This is a genomic window from Acidobacteriota bacterium, assembly GCA_028875575.1.
Classification (GTDB): domain Bacteria; phylum Acidobacteriota; class Terriglobia; order Versatilivoradales; family Versatilivoraceae; genus Versatilivorator.
The window spans coordinates 1-22,675 of sequence record JAPPDF010000031.1 but is presented as its reverse complement, the minus strand read 5'-3'; the positions used below and the strand labels follow the sequence as shown (position 1 = coordinate 22,675).

Here is a 22,675-nt window from a genome sequence, read left to right as displayed (position 1 = left end):
CCTCAAGAATCACTCCCCCCTTGAGGGGGAGTCGCAGAAGCCGAGCCGCAGGCGATGGCTGATGCGGTGGGGGGTAAGGCTCGGCTCCGGATCGTGCGACGGCGCGGCTGATACAGGGCGAAATAGCGGTGTTTCAGGTAAGCCCTCAGCGTTTCAGTCGGGTCTCCCGACACTATCCAGCCCTTTTCGGGGCATGGCATAATGGACCGGGAATTCCCTATGCAAGCCCTGGAAGAAAAGACCGCCGATCTACCTGTCGAACCGGGAGTGTACCTCTACAAGGACGGCCGGGGCGACATCATCTACGCGGGCAAGGCCAAGTCGCTGCGCCACCGGGTCAGAAGCTACTTCCAGGACTCCCGCCCCTCCGACATCAAGCTGGACCAGCTTCGCTCGGAGATCGCCGATCTCGAGTGCATCGTGGTCGACAACGAGATGGAAGCCCTGGCACTCGAGAACAACCTGATCAAGCAGCACAAGCCCAAGTACAACATCCTCCTCAGGGACGACAAGACCTACCCCTGCATCAAGCTGACCGTCAACGAACCCTTTCCGCGCATCCTGGTCACCCGCCGGGTCAAGAACGACGGAGCCCTCTATTTCGGACCCTTCTTTCCCGCCAGCCTGGCCTCACGGATTTTCAAACTGATGAGTCGGCACTTCCAGATCCGTACCTGCTCCATCGAAATAGACGGACGGCGGCCCAGGGTGTGCCTCGACTACCACATCAAGCGCTGCATGGGGCCTTGCGTGGCTTCGGTGTGCAGCCGGGAGGATTATGCCGGCAGGGTCCAGGATCTCAGGTGGTTCATGGAGGGAAAGCGGCGCGAACTCATCAAGAGCCTGCGCGGCAAGATGTTGAAGGCGGCCGATGAGGAACGGTTCGAGCTGGCGGCCCATCTGCGGGACATGATCCGGACCATCGACCAACTCTCCGAGCCCCAACGCATGTCTTCCAGCCGAACCGACGACGTGGACGTCTTCGCGCTCCATCGGGAGGAAACCAAGGCGGCCGTGCAGCTATTCCATTTGCGGAGCGGCCGCGTGGTCGACAGGCACCAGTACTTTTGGGAAGACCTGGCCAGCGGCGCCACCAACGAAGATATTCTGGCCTCGCTGCTCAAGCAGTATTACTTCGGCTCCAGTTTTACCCCCGACGAGGTCCTGGTTTCCTGCGGCTTTGAGGATCAATCCATCCTGGCTTCCTATCTTTCCAGCCGGAAGGGAAGAAAGGTGGTTGTCAAGGAACCCCTCCGCGGTACCAAGAAGCACCTCGTCGGCCTGGCCCAAAAGAACGCCCGGCTGACTTTCGACCAGCGCTTCCGGACATTGAACCCCGGCAGCCGGATGATCGGCGAGGCTCTGGCCGAGTTGATGGACCTGGAAAACCCTCCCCAGCGGATCGAGTCCTTCGATGTTTCCAACATTCAAGGGTCGGATTGCGTGGCCTGCATGGTGGTCTGGGAGGAGGGCCGAATGAAGAAGGCCGACTACCGGAAATTCATCATCAAGACGGTCAGCGGGCCCGACGACTTCAAGAGCATGGTTGAAGTCATCTCTCGCCGTTACCGCCGACTCCTGCAGGAACGCCGGGCCCTGCCCGACCTGGTCCTGGTGGACGGTGGAGTGGGACAGCTTCACGCTGCCGCCGCCGCGCTCGACGCTCTGGACCTGACCACCCAGCCTCTGGCCAGCATCGCCAAGAAAGAAGAGCTCATCTACGTCAGAGGCAGCGAGCGGGAGCCGATACGCTTGAACAGGCATTCTCCGGTCCTGCGGCTGATCCAGCGCATCCGGGACGAAACCCACCGCTTTGCCGTGACCTTCCATCGTCGGCGCCGCTCCGGACGAACCCTCACTTCGGTGCTCACCCAGATACCCGGGGTCGGCGACAAGACCGCCAAGCGGCTGCTGCAACGCTTGGGGAGCGTCCCGCAAATTGCCGCCGCGCCGCTGGACCGACTGATCGCCGAAACCTCTCCCCGCATCGCCAGGAACGTCTACGATCACTTTCGCCAACCGGCCGCCAGCGGCCGCTGGTCTCAGCAAGGGTGATTCAGTTGGAGTCGGCGGACACGGTCCGGCGTCCGCGCGGGCGGGTCTCGGCGGCCTTGGCCTGCTGGGCCAGGGCGGTGCCTTCCCGGAGGAGTTCGTGGATTCTCTGCAGGGTGCGGGCGATGTCGGTCTGGCGGGAGAAGCTGGCTTCGGGCTCGCCGGAAATGAGGTTGGCCAGTTTTTCGATCTCCTGCTCCAGGGACCAGTCGTGGGCTTCCCGCGAAACCAGGCCCTCTCTCAATAAACCGGTTCGCCGCTGCTGGTCGGAAAGAGAAGCCTTGAGCTTCCGGATCTCTTCCTGGAGAGTCTTCGATTCGTTCTGCTTTTCGGCGGTCAGTCGTGAGAGACTTCCCCTCAGTTCCTCCTGGCTCTGTCGGGCCAGATCCAGCCTGGACTCGGCCGAGCGGAGTTCCTGCTTCAACTGGAGGGAGTCTCCGACAGCCGCTTCCTTTTGCCGTTGCAGGGCCTCCAACAGCCGGCTCAATTCAGCCAGGCTTTCCCGGAATCCGGCAGCTGCCTCCTGCTGCCCCTGAAGCGCCGCTTCCAGGGACTTGGCCTGTGCCGCCAGTTCGGTCCGGCGACGGCCGGCGATCCGGCGATATTCCTGCTTTTGCTCCGCAAGCTGCTGAACCTGTGCCTGAAGATCCTGAAGCGACCGGGTTGCCACCTCCAGGCGGGCCATTCGATCCCTGGCCTCCTCCTGTGCTCCCTCCAATTCCGGTTGCAACCCGCGAATCAGGGAGTCCTGCTGCCAAAAGGAATAGGCCAGAAAAAAGAGCGCCAGAGCTACTGCCAGAACCGTCAAGGCACCGAACCGGCTGTGCACTCCCAGCCCGAACAGCCAGAACGCCGGTCTCTCTCTTCCCAGCCGGACCAATCCACCCACGGACAGATAGGCTGCCCCCAGTCCCAGCACGACCAGGACAATCGGCACCACGATTTCCATATAGGCTCCCCGTGGAAATTGGCCAAACTTGGCTCAGTCTGACACCCCTTTTCCCAATAGCACCGGTCAAACTACAGGAAACAAGCCCGATCTTGCAAGTAAAAGGCAATCCGCCCACAAGTGCGGGGCGCCCATTGGACGGCTCCGGAACCTGTGCTATGATGGGGCGTTTATTGTAGATAACCGCTTTTCAAACCTGTATTGACCCGGAGGATGGATGTACCCACTGGACGAAATCTCTTCCCTGCCAAAGCTGGAGCCCAAGTCCGAAGGAATCGAAACCCCACGCAAGAAGAAGCCGCGCGCCATCGCCGTCATCACCGAGTGCTGCACCGGCTGCGCCGGCTCCCCGGCCTGTGTCCCTTATTGCCCTGTGGCCAACTGCATGTTCTGGGTGCCCGACGAAGATCATCCTCCCTTTGGCCACATCGAGGTCGACCCGTTTCTCTGCATCGGCTGCAAGAAGTGCACCACCCAGGGCCCCGACGGATCCTTTCTGGACGGCTGTCCCTGGGACGCCATCGAGATGGAGCCCATCGACGAAGTCGAGGCCGTGGTCGGAGAGATGTCGATCTAGGGAATATCTAGAGGAACTTCCCCGGGATTTGCCAGGCCGGCTCTGCCCTGGATGGCGCTGATAGTGAAACCCGCCTGCTGCCGAACTCGATCGGACAGCATCGGATTTTCCGACAGAAAAGGCTGAATGAGCGGCAGGTCTCGCACTTCCCCGATGAAATACAAGGCCCGAAGGGCTTCCCACACCTGGTCTTCTTCAGGCGCCAGCGAGACCAGCGGCTGACCCGCCGACACCGTCGTTCCTTCCTCCGCCAGCAGCTCTTCCACGTACCCCGGCACGGCAGCGCGAACCTCCTCATGGGTCGCGGCATCCACCTGAATGCGAGCCACCAGGGCTCCCGCGCTTACGCTGTCCCCCTCGCTCCGCCGGAAGAGCAGTTCCCCGGAAGCCGGAGCCAGGACAGGCCGGCTGGCCAGCATGCCGAGCACCTCCTCCCGGCCGCTTACCTCCCCGAAAGCCACCAGGGACAGGGCGGCGTTGCGTCGAACCAGTGGATCGGCATCCTGAAGCAGTCGAGTCAAGCCGTCCCGGAATTCAACCGCGGCGGGGTCTTGCCCCATCAACCAGGCGACCGTCATTCGCACTTCAGGGGTCGGGTGCCCCGCCAGCTTCCGTACGTCGGGGTACCAGGCGGCCACGGCGTCCGGACCCGAATCGGTCAGTCGATGCGAGAGTTGCACCAGGGCATGCTGAATCTTGCGCGGCTTGGCGGCAGGATCCAGATTCTTGCGGATCTCCTCATCGGTCAGGGCAGTGCCGAACCAGGTCTGCTGCCAGAACAGGAAGGGGACCAATATCGCCAGAAACACGAAGGCCACGGCCAGGAGGTTGGCTCCCCAGCCGAGTCCGCGCCGCTTTGGGGGAGTAGGGGACGTTGTTGAATTACTGGAATGACTCGGATCGGCCGCTCCTGAATTGCTTTGATTCAACAACGTCACCTCCGCGCTCTGTACAAGTTATTCCAGCAATTCAACAACGTCCCCAGCGCTGCACGACGAATTCTGCAAAAGGCTCGGGAACTCAATGATAGAGCATCCAGTAGATGATCACCCCGGTCACGGAAACGTAAAGCCAGATTGGAAGAGTCCAGCGCGCCAACCGCTTGTGGGACTCGAACTGTTCATTCCAGGCACGATAGACAGTGACGGCGGCCAACGGCAGGATCGCGGCGGCCAGGACGATGTGGCTCAGCAAGATCGCATAGTAGACCGGCCGAACCCACCCTGTCCCGGTAAAGGCGACCGAGCCGACCTGAAAGTGGTAGATGAGGTAGGAAGTCAGGAAAAGGCCGGAGAATCCCAGCGCAGTTACCATGAACCGCTTGTGCATGGCGACACGCCGGCGACGGATCCAGTAGTACCCCCCCAGCAGGCAGCAGGCAGCGGCGGCATTGAGGCTGGCGTTGAGGGCCGGAAGGTCCGCAGGTTCAATCATACATCCCGACTGGAGGATTCCCTGCGGAAGGTGTAGACCAGGATGGTCCCCATGATGGCCACCGGAGGAGTCAACAGGAAGAGGATGGCCCGTCCGAGAGCGGAGATCGCCGGCTCCGGCTGAGCCTCGGCGGCTGTCTTGCACATGGCGCAGCCCTGGGCGGCCGCCTCCGGCTGCAGGAAGCAAACCAGCGCTACACCCGCCGCCAGAAACGGCCAGATCCTTCGCAAACGGCTGATGCAGATTTCAAGCATGGCGCAACCCGCCTCCCGTCACGGGCGCAATTCCAGCAACCGGAAGCTGTCGGGGAAAAAGACGGCCAGAAGACAGATGGTGACCACCATGGCGGGCATCAGCGTCCACACCAGGCTCCTCTTTTCGAACCGCAGGTGCATGAAGTAGGCGATGATCAGGGCGGCCTTGACCACCGAGAACCCCAGCAGCAGGATCAGCATGGTGATCACGTCCAGCTTGATGTATGCCAGAAACACTTCCACAAGGGTGACAAGCACCAGCCAGAACCACACCCCGAACACCAACCGGTTCCCCATCGGACTGTGCGCGCCGTGGTCCAGAACCAGGGGCACCTCCTTGCGAACCACGGGGTGAGCTTCGGGCTCCTCCGATTCCTTCCTCTTCGGGAGCAGCCGTTGCAGCAGCGGACTCAGTTCCTGGCTGCGCAAGGTCCAGTAGCCGTTGAGAAAGAACACCAGGGCCAGAACCATGCAGGAAATGGACAGGAACAGTCCGTCGAGTGTCAGCACGTCCTGGGGCGTCTGGCGCAGCACCACAAAGACGCATCCGGCTCCCAAGAGCAGGTTCAAGGCTAGCAGCAGCAACGTCTCAACCATCGGCGAATCTCCTCTCCTTCATTCCGCGCAGGTTTCAGGCTCCCATGTCGACGGACAGCAGGTAGACCAGGGGAAACACGAACATCCAGACCAGGTCCACGAAGTGCCAGTACAAGCCGCAGACCTCGACGTGTTCGGAGTGAAACCGCTTCCTGGCGACCCCCCCGGCGATCGCCAGCAGATAGACCACTCCGGTGAACACGTGAAACATGTGCATGCCGGTGATCCCGAAGAAAGTGGCTCCGAACAGCGGCGTCCCCCAGGGGTTCTCAGTCAGAGTCATCCCCTGGTTTATGAGCCCCATCCATTCCATGCCGTGCAGCACGATGAAGGCGGCGCCGAAAAAGGCCGTCCCCAGGATCCAGCGAATGGTCCATTTGCGATCGCCCCGCTGGGCCGCGTTGACGGCGAGCACCATGGTCAGGCTGCTCGACAGCAGAACGGCGGTCATCAACGTGGCAAAGACGATGGTCGGCCAGAAATGAAAGGGGGTCGGCCAGTCCGGGGTGGCTATCCTGACATAGCTGTAGCCGAACAACAAGGCGGAGAAGGTCAATGCATCGGAAACGATGAAGAGCCACATCCCCAGCTTGATGTGAGACACCGAGTAGGGCAGGGTTCCACCTCCCCACACCTGCAATCCCGTATTTTCCACGCGAGCGTCTGCCATCCGTGCTTACCTCCAGAAAAACAGCAAGACCAATAGATAAATCCAGAGTCCGTCCATGAAGTGCCAGTAGAGCGCCGTGACGTTCAATGAGGCGCTTGCCGGGACTCTGGCCGCTGAGTTCCAGGCCCTGGCCGTCAGGGTAGCCAGCGCCGCCATACCCCCCAGCAGATGCACGCCATGGACTCCCGTCAACAGGTAAAAGAACGAGCTATGGGGATTGCCGCTCAGGTAGATGCCCTGATCGGCCAATAGCCTCCAGATCCAGAGCTGGCCAACCAGAAAGGCCGCTCCCAGCAAACAGGTCAGGGCCATCCATCGCTTCAACTCGGCGGCGGCCGTGGCTCTCCGAGCCAACTCCAGGCTGAGGCTGCTCGCCAGCAGAATCACCGTATTGATCCAGACAAAGGGTGGCGCCGCCATGGCACGCCACTGGCTGTTGGTCCCCTGTCCCAGGATATAGGCGCTGCTGAAACCGATAAACATCATGGAAATCGAAGCCAGCGCCAGCCACATCCCCAACTGATAGCTGTCGGGACGGAGCCGCCTGCCGCCGCCTCCCCCCCTGCCGGATCCCCCCTCCGATCCTGAACCGCCTCCCGGTCCCCCCGGTTCCGGAACCCGGTTTTCCCTGTCGGTTTCCGGCTTGACTTCAGTGGGTGCGATGGCCACAGGCATGACCGAACCTCCGCAAGCGACCCGACGGCCACCCTATTTCGTTGTCTCGAGCGGCGGGTCGGTTTGCATCACGTAATCCCGGGGCGCCCCGGGGACCCCATACTCATAGGCTCCATGGTGAACCACCAGTTCTCTCCCGCCAAAGTTGTCATGAGGCGGCGGAGAAGCCGTGACCCATTCCAGGGTGGTGGCCTCCCAGGGGTTTTCGCTGGCCCTCTTGCCCTTGAACATTCCCCAGCAAAAATTCACCAGGAACAGGAGTTGGGCGGCCGCCGTCACGAAAGCCGCGAAGGTGACAAATTCCTGATAGGGTTGGAGCGGCTCCATGAACTTGAACTCGGTAGACTCCGCGTAGCGCCGAAGCTGACCCATGATCCCCATCAAGTGCATGGGGATGAAGATGGCGTTCACTCCGATGAAGGTCAACCAGAAGTGCAGCTTGCCCAGCCCCTCGTGAAGCATGCGCCCGAACATCTTGGGGAACCAGTAGTAGGTGGCCCCAAAAATTCCGAAGATGGCCGCCACCCCCATGATCATGTGGAAGTGGGCAACCGGGAAGTAGGTGTCGTGAAGTTGCACATCCACCGAGGTCTGCCCCAGGAAAAGGCCCGTGATGCCACCGGAGACGAAGAGCGAGACGAAGCCGATGGCGAAGAGCATGGCGGTGGTGAAGCGGATCTTGCCGCCCCACAAGGTTCCCAGCCAGTTGAAGGTCTTGATTGCCGACGGCACGCCGATAGCCAGGGTCAGGATGGAGAACACCAGGGCTGAAAAGGGACTCAAGCCGCTCACGAACATGTGGTGACCCCAAACGAAGAAACCCAGCATCCCGATGGCGAAGACGGCCACCACCATGGCATGGTAGCCGAAAATGGGCTTGCGGGCGAAGGTCGACAACAACTGGGAGGCCACGCCCATCCCCGGAAGGATGGCGATATAGACTTCGGGGTGCCCGAAGAACCAGAAGAGGTGCTGCCACAAGATGGGAGAGCCGCCCGAGCTCTCGATGACGGTGTCGCTCACCACCAGGCCGGCCGGGATGAAGAAGCTGGTTCCACCGAGCCGGTCGAGCAACAGCAGGATTCCGGCCGCCAGCAGCACCGGGAACGAAAGCAGGGCCAGGATGGCGGTGGTGAACCAGGTCCAGACGGTCAGTGGCATCTTCATCAGCGACATTCCCTTGGTCCGCATGTTGAGAACGGTGGTGATGAAGTTGAGGGCGCCCAGCAGGGAGGCAACGCAGAAGAGGGCTATGCTGATGATCCACAGGTCCTGACCCGACCCCAGCCCGGGTCCGGCCACCTCTCCCAGGGCGCTGAGCGGGGCGTAGGCCGTCCAGCCGGATATCGGCGCCCCTCCGGCAACGAAGAAAGCCGCAAACATCACCCCCATGCTCAGGAAAGTGACCCAGAAGGACAGCATGTTCAGCACCGGAAAGGCCATATCGTGGGCCCCGATCTGGATCGGCAGGAAGTAATTTCCGAAGCCGCCCTGTGGAGCCGTGGTCAAGACGAAGAAAACCATGATGGTGCCGTGCATGGTCAGCATGGCCAGGTAGAACTCGGGCGACATCACCCCGCCTTCGAACCCCACCGGAAAAATCTTCTCCAGCCAGGGCCAGGACTCGGCGGGCCAGGCCAACCGCAGCCGCATCAGCACGGAAAGCGCCAAGCCGGTGAAGACCGCGATCAGCGCCAGGAAGTAATACTGGATCCCGATGATCTTATGGTCTGTGCTGAATACCCATTTGCGCATAAATGTCGTCGGTGCCGGATGGACGGCAGGATGGGCTGAATCAGACATGAACATTCTCCCTTGTTGGCCGGGACCGCGGGCCGTTGGTTCGGATCAGAATTCGGCGCGCTCCTTCAGCCAGGCTTCGAATTCCTGGTCCGACATGACCATCAGGAACCCTTTCATCTTGTAGTGCTGCAACCCGCACAACTCCGCGCAGGCAATTTCATATTCCCCCGTCTTCAGCGCCTTGAAATGCCCCGGGATGGCCAGCCCCGGAGTCGTATCCTGCTTGAAGCGCAGGGCCGGCACAAAGAAACTGTGGGTGACGTCCTTGGAACGAAGGGTGAGCCGGATATCGCGGTTCACCGGGACTGCCATGCGGTTGAGGGTGACGACGTCGTCGTTGGAAGCAGGATCGCGGGAGTCGAGTCCCACCGGGTTCAACTGGTCGTTGATCAGGCGGGTGGCGGTTTTTCCGAACTTGCCGTCGGGACCGGGATAGCGGAAGTTCCAGGCGAACTGCTGAGCCGTGACTTCAACCTGGACGGCATCCTCGGGCATATCCTCCAGATGAAGACCGATCCAGACGCGCTGACCGATGATGGCCAGGGTCACAAAGGTGACCAGGGTGATCAGGACGGTCGCCACCTCGACCTTGGCGTTGCCGTGCGTATAGACGGCCCGCGCGCCGGACCGGTCGCGGTACCGCCACACGTAGTAGCCGAGAGCCACCTGAGCCAGAATGAAGCCGATGGCCACCACAATCAGGGTAAGGTTGAACTGAGCGTCCATGGCATCGCCGTGCTCGGAGATTTGCGGCGGGAACCATCCGAACTCCCCCGTAAACAAGACCACGGACGCCAGCACAATCGCCCAGATCAAAACCGCCAATGCAAGCGCCATAAAAGAATCTCCTTGGTCGATGCTCACTCAGCCCGGGCTGAGGAGAATTTCAAACTCACCCCTTGTCGAGCACCATCATCAGGTAGAGCAGCGGAAGGTAGATGACGGTGACGTGGAGCAACCGCCTGGCCTGCTGCTTGGAGCGTTGGGCGTAGGCCCGCCAGGCGAAATAGAGGAATCCGGCTCCCAGGCAAAGCGCGGCCGCCAGATAGATCGAACCGGCCATCTCGAGCCAATAGGGAACCAGACTGGCGGGAACCAGGGCCAGCGAATAGCCCATGATCTGGCGGAATGCCCGCCTTCCCCCGGCATCGCCCCGCGGAAGCATCAACAGCCCCGCCCTGGCGTAGTCTTCCCGATACATCCAGGCGATGGCGATAAAGTGGGGGAACTGCCACAGGAACAGGATGGCGAACAGCACCCAGGCTTCCACCGAGAGAGTGGCGGCCGCCGTCCACCCGATCAGCACGGGAGTCGCTCCCGGAAACGCTCCCACAAAGGTACACCAAGCCGTCTTCCGCTTCAACGGCGTATAGACGCCCAAGTAGGCCAGACAGGCCGTCAATCCGATCAAACCTGCCAGCGGACTCACCCCCAAGGACAGGTATGCGGTTCCACCCAATGCCGACGCCACTCCCAGGCTGTAGCCTTCCCGCAACGCCAAGCGCCCCGAAGGAATCGGCCGGCGGACAGTCCTCCGCATCTTGGCGTCGTCGGCCCACTCCAGGCAGTGGTTGAGGGCGGCTGTCCCTGCGGCCAGCAGCCCGGTCCCCAACAGCAGCCGCATCAATCCCGGCAAATCCAGTCCGGGAGAAGCCATGGCGAATCCCAGCCCGGCCGCTACCAGAACCAGGAAGGTCACTTCCGGCTTCGCCAGCTCCAGGTATGCCGCCGCCCGGGCTCCGCAGGCGGCCAGGACCCTTCCGCGGCCGTCCGCCTTGGCCTTGGCGCGGTCGGGGCCGAGCAGAACCGGCAGCGCCGGCGCTTCTGCTACCGCCATTCCTCCGACCTTCAGGATCTTTTCGGCGCTGCTCATGGATTCACCGGGATTGCCGGGGTGCGCGACTCGGCCCGGCTTTCTTCAGACCGGACCCGCCAGGACTGCAAGGCCAGGATCACGCTGGCCGCCAGGATCAGGGCGCCCACGGCGACATGCGCGGTGGTGACGGCCACCACCGGAAACTGTGGTTGCACGGCGTCGGCAGTGGCCAGCCGCAACAGCCAGGAGGCCAGCCCTAGCAGGAGTTGAAGCGCGAGCAGGACTCCCAGCAAGGTTGCGGCGCCGGTCAGAACCGAGGACGCTCGTGGAGATCGGAACACGCGAGCAATGAGCCAGCCGGCCAGCAGCGTGACCAGAAGGGCGCCCAACAGGTGAGGGAGGATCCCGGATTGGGTGTGGCGAAAAATGGCCCCCAACAGAAGCTGGAGATAGATGGCTCCCGCGGCGGCCATGGCCAGCCGGTTGAGCGGTAGGCTGTAACTGGCGTCTTGGTGCCGCCGCGCCCAGACCGGCGAGGACAGCCAGGCCAAGCTGACCACCAGGCAAAAGAATGTCTGGGCCAGGCAGGCATGCAGGACCGATATCGGGGCCGGCAGATACCACAGCACGGTGACGCCTCCCAGGATGCCCTGGGCGACCACCACCCCGAGGGCAATCCATCCCAGCTTGCGCACGGGTCGGCGTGGTTCCTTCTTCCACACCCAGACGGCCAGGGCAATGGTCAGCAATCCCACAAAGGCCGCCACCAGGCGGTGACCGTGCTCATAGCGGATGTTCCCTTCCCAAGGCGGGTTCAGGGACCCGTAGGAAAGGGGCCAATCCGGAACCGAAAGGCCCGCCTCGTTCCCGGTGACCAGGGCCCCGGCAACGATCAACAGAAAGGTAACGCAGGCCGTGAGCACCGCAAAGTAGTGGTAACTCCCGGCACTACCGATGCTTGTCGGAATTGAGTGGCTCATCAGGAATTCAGCGGGCCCGCGGGATGATGGATTCCACACCGACGCCCTCTTGGAGAAGCCGGCTCCTGGAAATTCGTCGGTCTCAGGACGCCTGCTTCAGGGTGAAATCCACCGATTTGGACTCGCTGGCAGCCAGGGTGACCTTGTGGGTGGTAACACCCTCTTTCAGGAACTCGTGCCATATTCCGATCGTGTATTCTCCAGGAGGCAATCCCGTGATTTCGAAAGAGCCATCCCCGTCGGTCACCGAGAAGAATGGGTGCGGCAGAACGCCGATATAGCTCTTCATCCAGGGGTGGACGTTGCACTTGACCGGGATCATGACTTCCTCGCGAGGAAACTTTTTCATCTTCGGCGGCACGTTGGGAGCCATGGATTCGTTCCATTCGCGATTGTTCCTGGGGGTCGGATGGACGTTGTGAGTAGTGGGATCGCTGTTCAGGATTCTGACCGGCTGATTGACCTGGACGCCCATCATATGGGGCAGGTAGATGCAACCCTTTTGATCCAGCACGGCAGGTTCGGTGGGCGTCTCGAACTTCATGCCCTCCAGGCCCTCCTTGACGTACACGAAGACGTGCCTCAGCGTCTTGTTGTCGTTGGGAACCACCACTTCGGAGTAGACGGGTTCGGTGTGCAGGCCGGCGCAAGCCGGTTCGGCATCCATGGCCAGCCGCCTGGCCCTGGGCAGGTCGCCTTCGAAAAAGACCTTGCCGCTGACCGTGGCCGCGGTGGCGGGGTCCACCCGGGTGACCACTGCCGGAGCTTCGGTCCCGTCGACCGCATCCAGATCTTCATCGTCGATATCCACGCTGCCGCAGGCCCCTGCAAAGAGAGCCGCCAGCAGCGCAACGGGCAAGAACAGGTAACTCTTCAAACACATCATTAAGACCTCTCTGACCAGATGATAATAAAGTTGGGATCGGGGCAAAACCGGGGGAGCGGCGACCCCATCACCCGACGATTAATGTAACACTTCCAGCTCTCAAATTCGAGGGCGGTCCCGGCGATAGCTAGCGGCTGGCTACACTGGTTGCCGCGGCGGGCATTCGGGACATCAGTCGGCGCTGTTCCTGAGGCGTCAACTGGAACATGTAGCGCACCAGCAGTTCGGCATGGTCCTTGGGGTAGTCCCTGAAGGCAGGAGGCAGCGATCCGGCAAACACCCAGCGCTCGCCGTCCCTCTGGAACAGCCCGGACGGCATGGCCGTGCCCGGAGCGATCATTTCCGGCGCCACCATCCAGCGTTCGGTCCAGCCGGGCTTCAACCTTTCCCCGGCCAACAGGAAATTGGGTGCGGTGGCGTTGCGGTCGTGAGCCGGGTCCCCGGTGGCGTGACACCTCAGGCAGGGCGCCGCCTTGGAGGTAAAGAGTTGCCGGGCCAGTTCGCGCTCCCGGTTGCTGAGCGGCTCCAGCTGGGTTGGAATATAGGGCCGATCCTGAGCCGCCAAGGCTTCGAAGAAGCGTACAATCTTCTGAATCTGGCTGTCGGAAAAACGGAAGGTGGGCATGCGGGCGTGGAGATAGCCGCGCACGCCGTTGCGATCGGTGCGCTCGGAGTCCATGGCCGGGTTCCTGAGAAACCGCGCCAGCCAATCCGGGTCCACCCGGGCTCCCTCACCGACCAGCGTCGGAGGAAGCTGCTCCTTCCAGTCCGGGTCCTGATAGAGGGCCATCCCGGAAAGGTCGGACTGCTGTCCGGGTCGCACCTGGTGGCAGCCCATGCAGTTGTAGCGCTGCACCAGCCACCAGCCTTCCCGAATGTCCTGCCCCCGGTCCCCGGGAGCGTAGAAGAAATGTTCCGGCAATGTAGAGTCGACGCTCCCCAGCAGAAACGTGGTCAAGGCAGCGATTTCCTTGTCGGTCAGCTTGAAATTCGGCATCCGGAGCTTTTCCACAGGGTTCTTGATCTTGCCCTGGTCGAAGATGGCCGGGTTTTTCAGCTTTCGCTCGAAGAAGCCCTTGTGGTTGTACCAGCCGTCATGCTTGGCCTCGTGGGTCAGCAGGGCGAAATCCAGCCGCTCGATGGGCTTGCTGCCCTCGCGGGTCAACTCGGTTCCGATGCGCCCTTCCTCCTCGAACCCGGCAATTTCGTGGCAACCGGCGCAGCCGAAGTGCTTGACCCACATGGAACCTTCGCTCTTGAGCGCAGGATCTTCCAGGTAGTCGGCCTCAGGATAGGAGGCGTCGGCCTGCTTGAGAGTAACGAGGTAACTGGCGATGTCCCGGGTTTCCTGCAGGCTGAGCCGCAGGCTGGGCATGACCGAGAGCGGTTGACGCTCCTGGGGGTTGTGAATCCAGGGGACCAGGTAGTCGTAGTGCACCTTCTCCCCCACCCGCGACAGGTTGGCCGCGAACGAGCTTCCCTGGGCCGCATCCCCCTCGCCCACGGCGTGGCAGCCCATGCAGCCCCGTGTCTCGAACAGCTCCTTGCCCCGAACGGCATTCCCCCGAGGCTGGCTGGGCAATTCCCCTTCGATCCCCGTCTGCCAGACGAAGGCGGAAATGGCGCGGCGCTGCCCTTCGTCCAGGCGAAAGGCCGGCATCTTGGTGGAAGGCCGGTAGGCGTGCGGGTTTTCCAGCCACACCGGGATCCACTCCTTGCGCATTTTGAAGCGAACCTCCTTCAAGCTGGGTCCGACATTTTTCTGTTCGATCTGCAGGTCCGCCGAACGCACCTCCAGGCGCTCCATTTCGTGGTCCAGGTTGCTGATCTGCTGCTTGAGCTCGTCGGCGCGGGCATAGTACCGCTGGGCTTCCGCGTTGTCCTGAGCGTTATCGCCGGCCAGAACGCTCTGCTCGATCTCCTTGCCCATATCCTTCCGGTCCTCCGCCAACGCGTGAATTGACGACTGAACCTCGCTCAGCGCCTCGGCCTCGGTGTCGAACCCCTCGAAGCGATGGCAGCCCGCGCAACCCTCGACGTAGTAAATCTCTTTCCCCCGGTTCAGGACTTCGGCGTGATCGAGCACCAGATCCTTGGCGTGGCACTGGTGGCAACCCGCCTCGAAATTCTCCTTGTAGTACAGCGGCCACAACCAGTACTTGTGACGCCCGTGGCCCTTGCGGACACTGGTGGTCGCCCGTCCGTTACCGTTATGGCAGGTGGAGCAACCAAACTGCTCCGGATCGTGCAAGGCCAGCAGGGCGGGATTGGGGTGGCTCACAAACACTTCTTCGCCTCCCATGTCGGCCTTGGTCAGCACCAGCGGCTCCCTGATTCCCAGGTGACAGGACTCGCACCGGTCCACCAGATCGACCTCGGCCACGTGGATCTGCCGGATCCCCAGCTCGAAGTTGCGGATCCTGGCTCGCAGCCCCCGGACCTGAGAGGCGGTCAAACCGGTGAGGCGGTCGCCAAGCAGGGTATCTCTCTCCCCTCGCAACTCGTTGTAGGACTTCACCAGTTCTGCCCGTTGCGCTCCCAACTCGGCCCGCCTGGCCTGCAACCGGTTGAATTCCGCTTCCAACTGGTCGAAATTGAAGCGTTCCTCCTGCTCCACCACCTCCCCGGCCCCGTTGGCGGAAGCCAGCCTCAGGGTCATCTCCCGGGCCTTGATGGCATCGATCTGCCGCTGCAGCGCCTCTTTTTCACTCTGGTTGGTGGAGGTTTCGATCTGGTAGATGAGGGCCGCGATCTCGCTGCGGGTGATGGCGAAGGGCTCGGTAATGACGCTCAACCGACTGCCGACTATCCGGTTGGTCTCGCGGTCCAGGTCGGAGATCCGAGGGGCAATCGATTCCTCGGCCTTGGTGACCGCGTCACTCAGCTTCCGGTATTCCGCAGATTGGAGGACGGCCTGCTCGGCCCGGGCCTGGGTCGGCTGGATACGTCTCAGGTGACGGCTGTACAGACTGGCAAAATGCTTCTGGTAGTCCTTCCAGGGTCTGAGGCCATAGGTCTCGTCGTACAACGCCCACAGGAGAGAAGCCACCATCAGCAGAGATGAGATCAAAAGAATGCGACCGAGGGATCGGTTGAGGACCGGATCGTCTCCAACCGGGGGTTTCTTCGGCACCGATTTCTCCTTGAAAAACAGTGATCAGTGGTTAGTGGTTAGTGATTCGTTCCGACCTCAATGCACCGCTTGATTCACTCACCACTTACTCTGGCCACTCCACTTGTCAATGGCGCGGTAGCGCCCCAGTTCGGCAAACAATGAGTAGTTGAATATTCCCTAATTCCGAAATCTGCAATTCGCGATCCGCAGAACTCGACTCATTTGCAAAGGGTCACAGTCTCTGAAGCAGTCCGGCCACTGATCACAGGCCACTAGCCACTAGATATTGAACCAGGGAGTGACCCACACGTACTTGATCCGAAAAAGCAGTCGAGCCACCATCTTGGCCGGCAAGAGCATCATGGTGACCAGGAAAAACTGCAGGAGCAGATATTGAATCAGGCTCATGCGGTTGTAGATTTTCCGGTTGAACGCATTCCAGGTAAACAGCTTGTGCACTCCGAGGGCGGTCACCACGGCAAACAGTCCGACCACTGCCGCCCCGAACAGGCTCTTGCCCAGCATGCTGGTGATGCCGAACATGTCCGGCAGATCCCGATTGGCCTCGAAGACCAGCTTGTTGTGGTCCCAGGTCTGGCCCGGCCAGAACCATAACCAACCCGGCCCCCGAATGAATGTACCAATGACCACCATCGACAACCACAACACGATAAAGCCGAAGCAGAAGGCCCAAATGGCGAATTTCCGCTGCTTGTAGGTGTAATAGCCGTTCCCCAGGGGATTGGTATCCATGTAGGGGATGATCATGAGCCCTACCAGAATCAGGGTCGGCAGCACCACACCGGCCATCCAGGGATCGAAATAGACCAGCATCTCCTGCAGCCCCAGAAAGTACCAGGGCGCCTTTGCCGGGTTCATGGTCAGGGATGGATTGGCCGGTTCCTCCAAAGGAGCGTCCAGGGTAATCGACCACACCATCAGAATGAAGGTGACGATGATGGCCACCAGGAACTCCATGCGCAACAGGTAGGGCCAGACCTGAACTTCCCGAGCCCAGCCCGGTTTCCAGGGCTGCGTCTTGCGGTGGTGGGTCTTGGCCATCTCGGGGTCGGCTTCCAGCCTGTCGATGAGCCGGTCGTTGGCGAACGCCTGCCGGAGGCCGTACCAGGTGTAAAAAGGCATGACCAGGATGAGCAGGACAATCGGAACATTGTCGGGCAGGGTGGTGATTTCCCAGAGCTGAACCCAATCCACTGATTTCCTCCTTATCCCCTTCCGAGCCGTTCCCGGTCAAAGGTTCCTCGAACGATGGCTGCGTCAACGATCGCTCAGAACCGTCGCGGCTCCTTGATTTCGGATTCCAGCATCACCGGAGCCGGTCCCGAGATGCCGCCGTCCTTGCGGACTCTCCAGAAGTGAACGGCCATGAAAACCCCCGCGATCAGGGGAATGGCGATGCAGTGCCAGATGTAGGCGCGCAACAGCGCGTTGGAGTCGACGATGGAGCCCCCCAGCAGCGCAAAGCGAACGTCGTTGAAGGCGGTCATGCCGAGCTCCGGTCCCAGCGGGCCCTCGTGCCCCAGCAAAGGCGTCGCCCGGGCCATGTTGGTGCCCACGGTGACCGCCCAGAAGCCGAGCTGATCGTCCGGCAACAGGTATCCGGTAAAGGACAGCAGCATGGTGAGAAGCATCAGAATCACGCCCACCATCCAGTTGAATTCACGCGGCTTCTTGTAGGAGCCCGTCAGGAAGACCCTGAACATGTGCAGCCAGACCGTGATAATCATCAGGTGGGCGGCCCAGCGATGCATGTTTCGCAACAGCTTCCCAAAGGGCACGTCGTGCTCCAGGTAGAGAATGTCGCGGAAGGCCTGCACCTTGGTGGGGTGATAGTAGAACATCAGCAGGACGCCGGTGAAGGTCAGCACGATGAACAGGTAGAAGGTGATCCCTCCCATGCCCCAGGTGTAGTTGTAGGCAACCGCGTCGCGGTTGATCTTGGCGGGGTGCAGATGCAGGAAGACGTTGGACAGGATCCCCAGCGCACGATTGCGCGGCTTCTCGTCGTGGGTCACCCGAAAGATCGACTTGTAGAGTTGGGTCCTCTGCGGCTTCTTGAGCGACTGGACATCGTCGAGAGCCTTGTCCTTGAGACCCTTGACCTCTTTCAGGACACCGCCGATCAAGGCCGTCGCCTTGCCCGCCGGTTTCTGCTCTTTCAGATCATCTGCCATGGAACGACTCCTCGGATGGATGCTTGCACTGACGTTTACTCAGGATCGCCTACCGGCTACAACTGCAGAAAGGCCCCCGGGTCCCGGAACTCCGACCGCATTCCCTTGGGCCACTCGTAGAGCACGCTGGTGTCCACCACGATCTGACCTTCGGCGTCGAGCTCAACCTTGGCGCGGTCCAGGGGACGTGGAGCCGGGCCTTCGAAATTGATTCCTTCGCTGTCGTAACCGCTTCCGTGGCAGGGACACTTGAACTTGTTCTCGCTGGGCTTCCAGTCCGGAGTACATCCCAGGTGCGTGCAGCGGGCATAGACCACAAAAAGCCCCTCGGCATCGCGCACCACCCAGATCCGCCTTTTCTGGAACTTGGTATCCACTCCGTAGCCGAAGTCGGAGGGGTACCCAATGCGGAACACCGTTTTGGGTTCCAAAAGAGTTCTGGGAAAGAAGAAGCGCAGGAACATGAATAAATTGATTCCCAGGAACCCCGATACCAGGGCCTGCACCGTACGACGGCGCCGCTTGGCGGGATCGACCGACTCGCCTCCTCCGAATAAATTCAGGATCCTCGATACCAACCCTGCCTTGGGTTTTTCCTCAACCTTGGCGGGTGGCGTCCGCCTCGGAGGCACCGCTCTCGGAGTTGCACCGGATCGGGGTTGCTTCGGACCGTTACTTTCACTATTTGGCATCCACTCCTCCACGGGTTCCGAGGGGTGACTGACAGAGTCTGGTTGAATTTTGAATGCTAGGCAAAGTGTCGCGCGGCAAGCAAGAAGGTGCGCCGGCTACGGAAGTATCCAGATTTTAGTCTAAAAACGGGGATTGTCAATAGTCCGGTGACGGGGATAATCTTCGGGAAACAACTCTTGAACCTCTTGACCCCCATTTCTCGACCGGGATGCGACCATCAGCGCAGTCAAATTTTTCTTGCCCCGTCCTTTTCCATTCAAAGTATAATGGCAAACACACGTGACCAGTCAGCAATGATTCCCCATCCCAGGTGCTGCTGAGCAAGTGAGCCGACACCCGGGCACGCGTCCGGGCCTGCCTGCAACCGCGAGAACCTGATGTCGAGAAAATACCGCCAGCCCGGTTATCAGGACAATGAACGGGAGTCGCGGTCCCGGGTCCGAAGACCCTCCAGGCCGCGAGGCGCCCCCGAATTTCGAGCCAAGCCGATGCCGGGGTTTCAGGAGGTGGTCCGCTGCACCATGTGCGGGGCGACCACGTCACACGATATCGGGCTGGAAACCCAGTGTCCCAAGTGCGGAGCCGACCTCCACAGCTGCCGGCAGTGCGTGTTCTTCGATACCTCGGCCCGCCTGGAATGCACTCAGAAGATCCCGGAACGCATTCCCCGAAAAGGGGCACGCAACCAGTGCGGCCTCTTCGTGGCCAAGAAGACCATCGAACGACAAACCACCTCCTTCACCCCAGCTGCTCCCGGCCCCAAGACGGCCCGGGAAGCCTTCGACGCCCTCTTCAAGAATTGACCTGAAATCCAACCGCGGCCGGGACTCCCGCGCCCCATGCGGATGGAAGCGCATTCTCCCCAGGGGAACCGGCACGGCCGCACTCCTTCCTGCGCGGCGGATTCTCCGCGCGTGTGGCTTTGCGAACGTCTCTCTGGAGATGAGCTGATCGCGAGAAGGAACGGGTGGAGTGTTGGTGCGGAAGGCGGGACTTGAACCCGCATGGCTTGCGCCGCCACCCCCTCAAGATGGTGTGTCTGCCAATTCCACCACTTCCGCACGCAGACTGCGCTCCCTGGAAGGGCGGGTTCTACTCCGCCCGCTGGGAGCCGGATTCATCCTCCTGAACCGGTGCTGCCGGGCTCTCGGACGGCTGAGGGACCGGAGTGGCCGCGGGGCTCTCGGGGGGAGCCTCTTCCTGGGGGGCAGTCGCGGCAGCGTCCTGCATGATGGAGCGACCCTCGTCCTGAGTCGTCAGCAGCGATAGGGTAAAGGAGGTAGCCATGAATATGATGGCTGCACCGGTGGTCAGCTTCGAAAGAAACGTGGCCGTGCCCCTGGCTCCGAAGGCTGTCTGGGAACCGCCCCCACCGAAGGCGCCTGCCAGATCCGCACCCTTCCCCGACTGCAGCAGCACAATCAGGATCAACAGCAGGCAGACAATCACATGGATGATTTGCAGTAATAGTGCCATTAGACCTGGAAGTTGACTATTGCGGCAAAGGACTCAGCCTTCAGACTTGCCCCGCCCACCAGGGCGCCGTCGATGTCGGCCCGGGCCATCAACCCGTCCACGTTTTCCGGCTTGACACTGCCGCCGTAAAGGATGGGCAATTGCTCGGCCGCCCGCCGACCGAAAACCTCCGCAGCCAAGTCCCGAATGAAGGCGTGGATATCCTGGGCCATCTCGGGAGTTGCCGCCCGCCCCGTGCCGATCGCCCACACCGGTTCATACGCAATCATCGTAAGGGAAAGGGCATCCTCTGTCAACCCGGCCAGCGACTGGCGAAACTGGGCGCCGACGACCTCTTCGGTCCGTCCGGACTCGCGCTCCGAGAGCTGTTCTCCCAGGCAGACAATGGGGAGGAGACCTGCCTTGAGAGCCGCCAGGGCCTTGCGGCTGACGGCCTGGCTGGTCTCGCCGAACAGGCTCCGGCGCTCGGAGTGTCCCAGGATGGCATAGCGGCATCCGGCCTCGGCCACCATCCCTGGGGAAATCTCTCCGGTAAAGGCCCCCTGGCTCTCCCAATAAATATCCTGCGCCGCAACCGCGATGGGACTCCCCTGAGCTTCCCGGGCCGCGGCCCAAAGGGCGGTGAAAGGGGGCGCCACCACGATGTCGCAATGGCTGGACGCTTCCACCAGGGGCTTCAGTTGCCGGATCAGCTCCACGCTTTCCCGGACCGTCCGGTGCATCTTCCAATTCCCGGCGATGACCGGGCGCCTGCTGGGGGTTGAGGACTCCATGGGGCTGCTCCTCCGAAGCCGGCGGTGGTTCAGGGTCTGTCGCTCAACGACTCCACGCCAGGCAGTTTTCGACCACTCAAGAATTCCAGCGACGCCCCGCCGCCTGTCGAGATGTGCGTGATCCGGTCGGCGACCCCTGCCCGGCGGACGGCGGCGATCGAATCGCCCCCGCCCACGATCGTGGTCGCCGGGCTGGCCGCCGCGGCCTGGGCCAGGGACAGGGTGCCCCCGGCAAAGCGGTCGATCTCGAATACGCCGACCGGCCCGTTCCAGAGAACGGTTCCGGCTGTAGAAAGGACCTTCTGAAAATGGGAGCGGGTTTGGGGACCGATATCGACCCCCATCCACTCCAGCCCGGTCTCCCCAACGGGAATCACCCGGCTCGGGGCGTCGGGCTCCAACTCGCCGGTCACGACGTGATCGACGGGCAGGACCAGGGGAATCCCGGCCTGCTCCGCTTTCCGCAGCAGACCCCTTGCCAGCGAAATCTTGTCCTCTTCCACCAGCGACCTCCCAACCTCCACCCCCCGGGCCCGCAGGAAAGTGTAGGCCATGCCCCCACCCACGAGCATCCCGTCGACCCGTTGCATCAGGTTCTCTATGACCTCGATCTTGTCGGACACCTTGGCTCCGCCCAGCACGGCCACAAAGGGCCGATCGGGACGTTCCAGGGCCTTGCCGAGATAGGAGAGTTCCCGTTCCATGAGAAGGCCGGCCGCTCCCCCGCCGACGAACCGAACCATGCCGGCCGTGGAGGCATGGGCTCGATGGGCGGCCCCGAAGGCGTCGTTGACGTAGCAGTCGCATAGACGCGCCAGCCCCCGGCAGAAGGATTCCCGATTGGCTTCCTCCTCCGGGTGGAAGCGCAGGTTCTCCAACAGTAGAACCTGGCCCGGGCCCAGTTCCGCGCTTTGCCTCTCCACCGCTTCCCCGACGCAATCTCCGGCCATTTTCACCGGCCTCCCAATGGCAGCTTCCAGAGCGGCCGCCACGGGCTTCAGGGTCAGGCCCGGGTCGGCCCGCCCCCGAGGCCGACCCAGATGAGAGGCCAGCAACACTTTCGCCCCACGGGACAGCGCGAATCGAATGGTCGGCAGGCTGGCTTGAATCCGGGCGGCGTCGGCAACCCGGCCCGCCTCATCCAGGGGGACGTTGAAGTCGGCTCGAATGAAGAGCCGCCGGCCACCGAGGTCCAAGTCCCGAATGGAGAGCTTGTTCATAGTGAGGGATTATCCACGAAGGGACCCGAAGACTCACGCACAAAAATTGAGCTCCAGAGCCGGCGAGCGGCTGTGGTGGCCGTGCCGCTGGTCGTCACTCACGGGGAGCCGCGTTGGCCCCCCTCCGGTTCGACTGCGGGCGGAGCCCCTGGGTGGCTGTGGGTTCGGAAACGCAGCTCTTGATGCGCCGCATTCGCGGCTAGGTTTGCGCGGAATTCCAACGACCCCGGGCTGCCACCCGGGGCTACCCTGAGCCGCAGCTACGCTGCTCTATAAGGAAGACTTGTTGCCGGCGTTTCCGCGGGCAACCCACGCCAACCGCAATTGAGCTCCAAAGCCGGCAAGCGGTGTTGGTGGACGTGCCGTTGGTCGGCACTCCCGGGGCGCCTCGTTAGCCCCCCTCCGACTCGACGGCGGGCTGAATCTCCTATCTGGCGATTTCGCCGATTCCGTCCCCCCACCGGTTCGACTGCGGGCGGAGCCCCTGGGTGGCTGTGGGTTCGGAAACGC

General features: G+C 61.8%; 22 protein-coding genes and 1 tRNA gene. 3 read left to right on the top strand and 20 right to left on the bottom strand.

What is annotated here, in order from left to right; translation table 11 throughout:
* The first annotated feature begins 219 nt into the window (after positions 1–219).
* On the top strand, positions 220–2,055 hold the full coding sequence (gene uvrC / locus OXI69_04180) for an excinuclease ABC subunit UvrC (protein MDE2665329.1): 1,836 nt from the start codon (positions 220–222) through the stop codon (positions 2,053–2,055).
* A gap of 1 nt (position 2,056) precedes the next feature.
* Here uvrC and OXI69_04175 read toward each other — a convergent pair whose 3' ends face one another.
* A complete protein-coding gene (locus OXI69_04175) occupies positions 2,057–3,001 on the bottom strand; it encodes a hypothetical protein (protein ID MDE2665328.1) in 945 nt (314 codons plus the stop codon).
* A 217-nt stretch (positions 3,002–3,218) separates the two neighbouring features.
* Between OXI69_04175 and OXI69_04170 the strand changes: the two genes are divergently transcribed.
* Entirely contained in the window at positions 3,219–3,578 is a 360-nt protein-coding gene (locus OXI69_04170) for a 4Fe-4S dicluster domain-containing protein (GenBank protein MDE2665327.1), read from the top strand.
* Here OXI69_04170 and OXI69_04165 read toward each other — a convergent pair.
* The 15 genes from OXI69_04165 to OXI69_04095 all read right to left on the bottom strand — a co-directional run bounded on the left by OXI69_04165 (position 3,575) and on the right by OXI69_04095 (position 18,581).
* A complete protein-coding gene (locus OXI69_04165; GenBank protein MDE2665326.1) occupies positions 3,575–4,507 on the bottom strand; it encodes a HEAT repeat domain-containing protein in 933 nt (310 codons plus the stop codon). The genes OXI69_04170 and OXI69_04165 overlap by 4 nt on opposite strands.
* A gap of 91 nt (positions 4,508–4,598) precedes the next feature.
* Positions 4,599–5,012, bottom strand: a complete 414-nt coding sequence (locus OXI69_04160; protein MDE2665325.1) for a DUF420 domain-containing protein — start codon at positions 5,010–5,012, stop codon at positions 4,599–4,601.
* The gene (locus OXI69_04155; GenBank protein MDE2665324.1) at positions 5,009–5,266 is read right to left on the bottom strand and encodes a hypothetical protein; all 258 of its coding nucleotides are present in this window, start codon (positions 5,264–5,266) and stop codon (positions 5,009–5,011) included. Before OXI69_04155 ends, OXI69_04160 begins: the two co-directional genes overlap by 4 nt.
* An 18-nt stretch (positions 5,267–5,284) precedes the next feature.
* Complete coding sequence (locus OXI69_04150; GenBank protein ID MDE2665323.1) at positions 5,285–5,863, bottom strand: cytochrome C oxidase subunit IV family protein; 579 nt, start codon at positions 5,861–5,863, stop codon at positions 5,285–5,287.
* 34 nt (positions 5,864–5,897) lie between these two features.
* Positions 5,898–6,533, bottom strand: a complete 636-nt coding sequence (locus OXI69_04145; GenBank protein ID MDE2665322.1) for a cytochrome c oxidase subunit 3 — start codon at positions 6,531–6,533, stop codon at positions 5,898–5,900.
* A gap of 6 nt (positions 6,534–6,539) precedes the next feature.
* Positions 6,540–7,208 carry a cytochrome c oxidase subunit 3 gene (locus tag OXI69_04140; GenBank protein MDE2665321.1) on the bottom strand — a complete coding sequence of 223 codons (669 nt, stop codon included), beginning with the start codon at positions 7,206–7,208 and terminating at the stop codon, positions 6,540–6,542.
* Positions 7,209–7,241: 33 nt separating this feature from the next.
* Positions 7,242–9,011: a cbb3-type cytochrome c oxidase subunit I gene (locus tag OXI69_04135; protein ID MDE2665320.1), complete on the bottom strand. Its 1,770-nt coding sequence runs from the start codon at positions 9,009–9,011 to the stop codon at positions 7,242–7,244.
* Positions 9,012–9,056: 45 nt separating this feature from the next.
* Entirely contained in the window at positions 9,057–9,848 is a 792-nt protein-coding gene (coxB, locus tag OXI69_04130) for a cytochrome c oxidase subunit II (GenBank protein MDE2665319.1), read from the bottom strand.
* Positions 9,849–9,903: 55 nt separating this feature from the next.
* On the bottom strand, positions 9,904–10,884 hold the full coding sequence (gene cyoE, locus OXI69_04125) for a heme o synthase (GenBank protein MDE2665318.1): 981 nt from the start codon (positions 10,882–10,884) through the stop codon (positions 9,904–9,906).
* Complete coding sequence (locus OXI69_04120; protein MDE2665317.1) at positions 10,881–11,807, bottom strand: COX15/CtaA family protein; 927 nt, start codon at positions 11,805–11,807, stop codon at positions 10,881–10,883. The genes cyoE and OXI69_04120 overlap by 4 nt, the downstream gene beginning before the upstream one ends.
* 82 nt (positions 11,808–11,889) lie before the next feature.
* Positions 11,890–12,693: a carboxypeptidase regulatory-like domain-containing protein gene (locus tag OXI69_04115; protein MDE2665316.1), complete on the bottom strand. Its 804-nt coding sequence runs from the start codon at positions 12,691–12,693 to the stop codon at positions 11,890–11,892.
* A 127-nt stretch (positions 12,694–12,820) separates the two neighbouring features.
* Positions 12,821–15,826 carry a c-type cytochrome gene (locus OXI69_04110; protein ID MDE2665315.1) on the bottom strand — a complete coding sequence of 1,002 codons (3,006 nt, stop codon included), beginning with the start codon at positions 15,824–15,826 and terminating at the stop codon, positions 12,821–12,823.
* 261 nt (positions 15,827–16,087) lie between these two features.
* Positions 16,088–17,023, bottom strand: coding sequence for a cytochrome C (locus OXI69_04105; protein MDE2665314.1), 936 nt, complete (start codon positions 17,021–17,023; stop codon positions 16,088–16,090).
* 74 nt (positions 17,024–17,097) lie between these two features.
* Entirely contained in the window at positions 17,098–18,003 is a 906-nt protein-coding gene (locus tag OXI69_04100; protein ID MDE2665313.1) for a cytochrome b N-terminal domain-containing protein, read from the bottom strand.
* 56 nt (positions 18,004–18,059) lie between these two features.
* Entirely contained in the window at positions 18,060–18,581 is a 522-nt protein-coding gene (locus OXI69_04095; protein MDE2665312.1) for a Rieske 2Fe-2S domain-containing protein, read from the bottom strand.
* 492 nt (positions 18,582–19,073) lie between these two features.
* Between OXI69_04095 and OXI69_04090 the strand changes: the two genes are divergently transcribed.
* Positions 19,074–19,499, top strand: a complete 426-nt coding sequence (locus OXI69_04090; GenBank protein MDE2665311.1) for a hypothetical protein — start codon at positions 19,074–19,076, stop codon at positions 19,497–19,499.
* Between the two features lie 173 nt (positions 19,500–19,672).
* Here OXI69_04090 and OXI69_04085 read toward each other — a convergent pair.
* The 4 genes from OXI69_04085 to OXI69_04070 form a co-directional block, all read right to left on the bottom strand.
* Positions 19,673–19,757, bottom strand: a tRNA-Leu gene (locus OXI69_04085).
* Between the two features lie 31 nt (positions 19,758–19,788).
* On the bottom strand, positions 19,789–20,172 hold the full coding sequence (gene secG, locus OXI69_04080) for a preprotein translocase subunit SecG (protein MDE2665310.1): 384 nt from the start codon (positions 20,170–20,172) through the stop codon (positions 19,789–19,791).
* Complete coding sequence (gene tpiA, locus OXI69_04075; GenBank protein ID MDE2665309.1) at positions 20,172–20,945, bottom strand: triose-phosphate isomerase; 774 nt, start codon at positions 20,943–20,945, stop codon at positions 20,172–20,174. Before tpiA ends, secG begins: the two co-directional genes overlap by 1 nt.
* Positions 20,946–20,974: 29 nt before the next feature.
* Positions 20,975–22,165, bottom strand: a complete 1,191-nt coding sequence (locus tag OXI69_04070; GenBank protein ID MDE2665308.1) for a phosphoglycerate kinase — start codon at positions 22,163–22,165, stop codon at positions 20,975–20,977.
* Between the last annotated feature and the right edge of the window lie 510 nt (positions 22,166–22,675).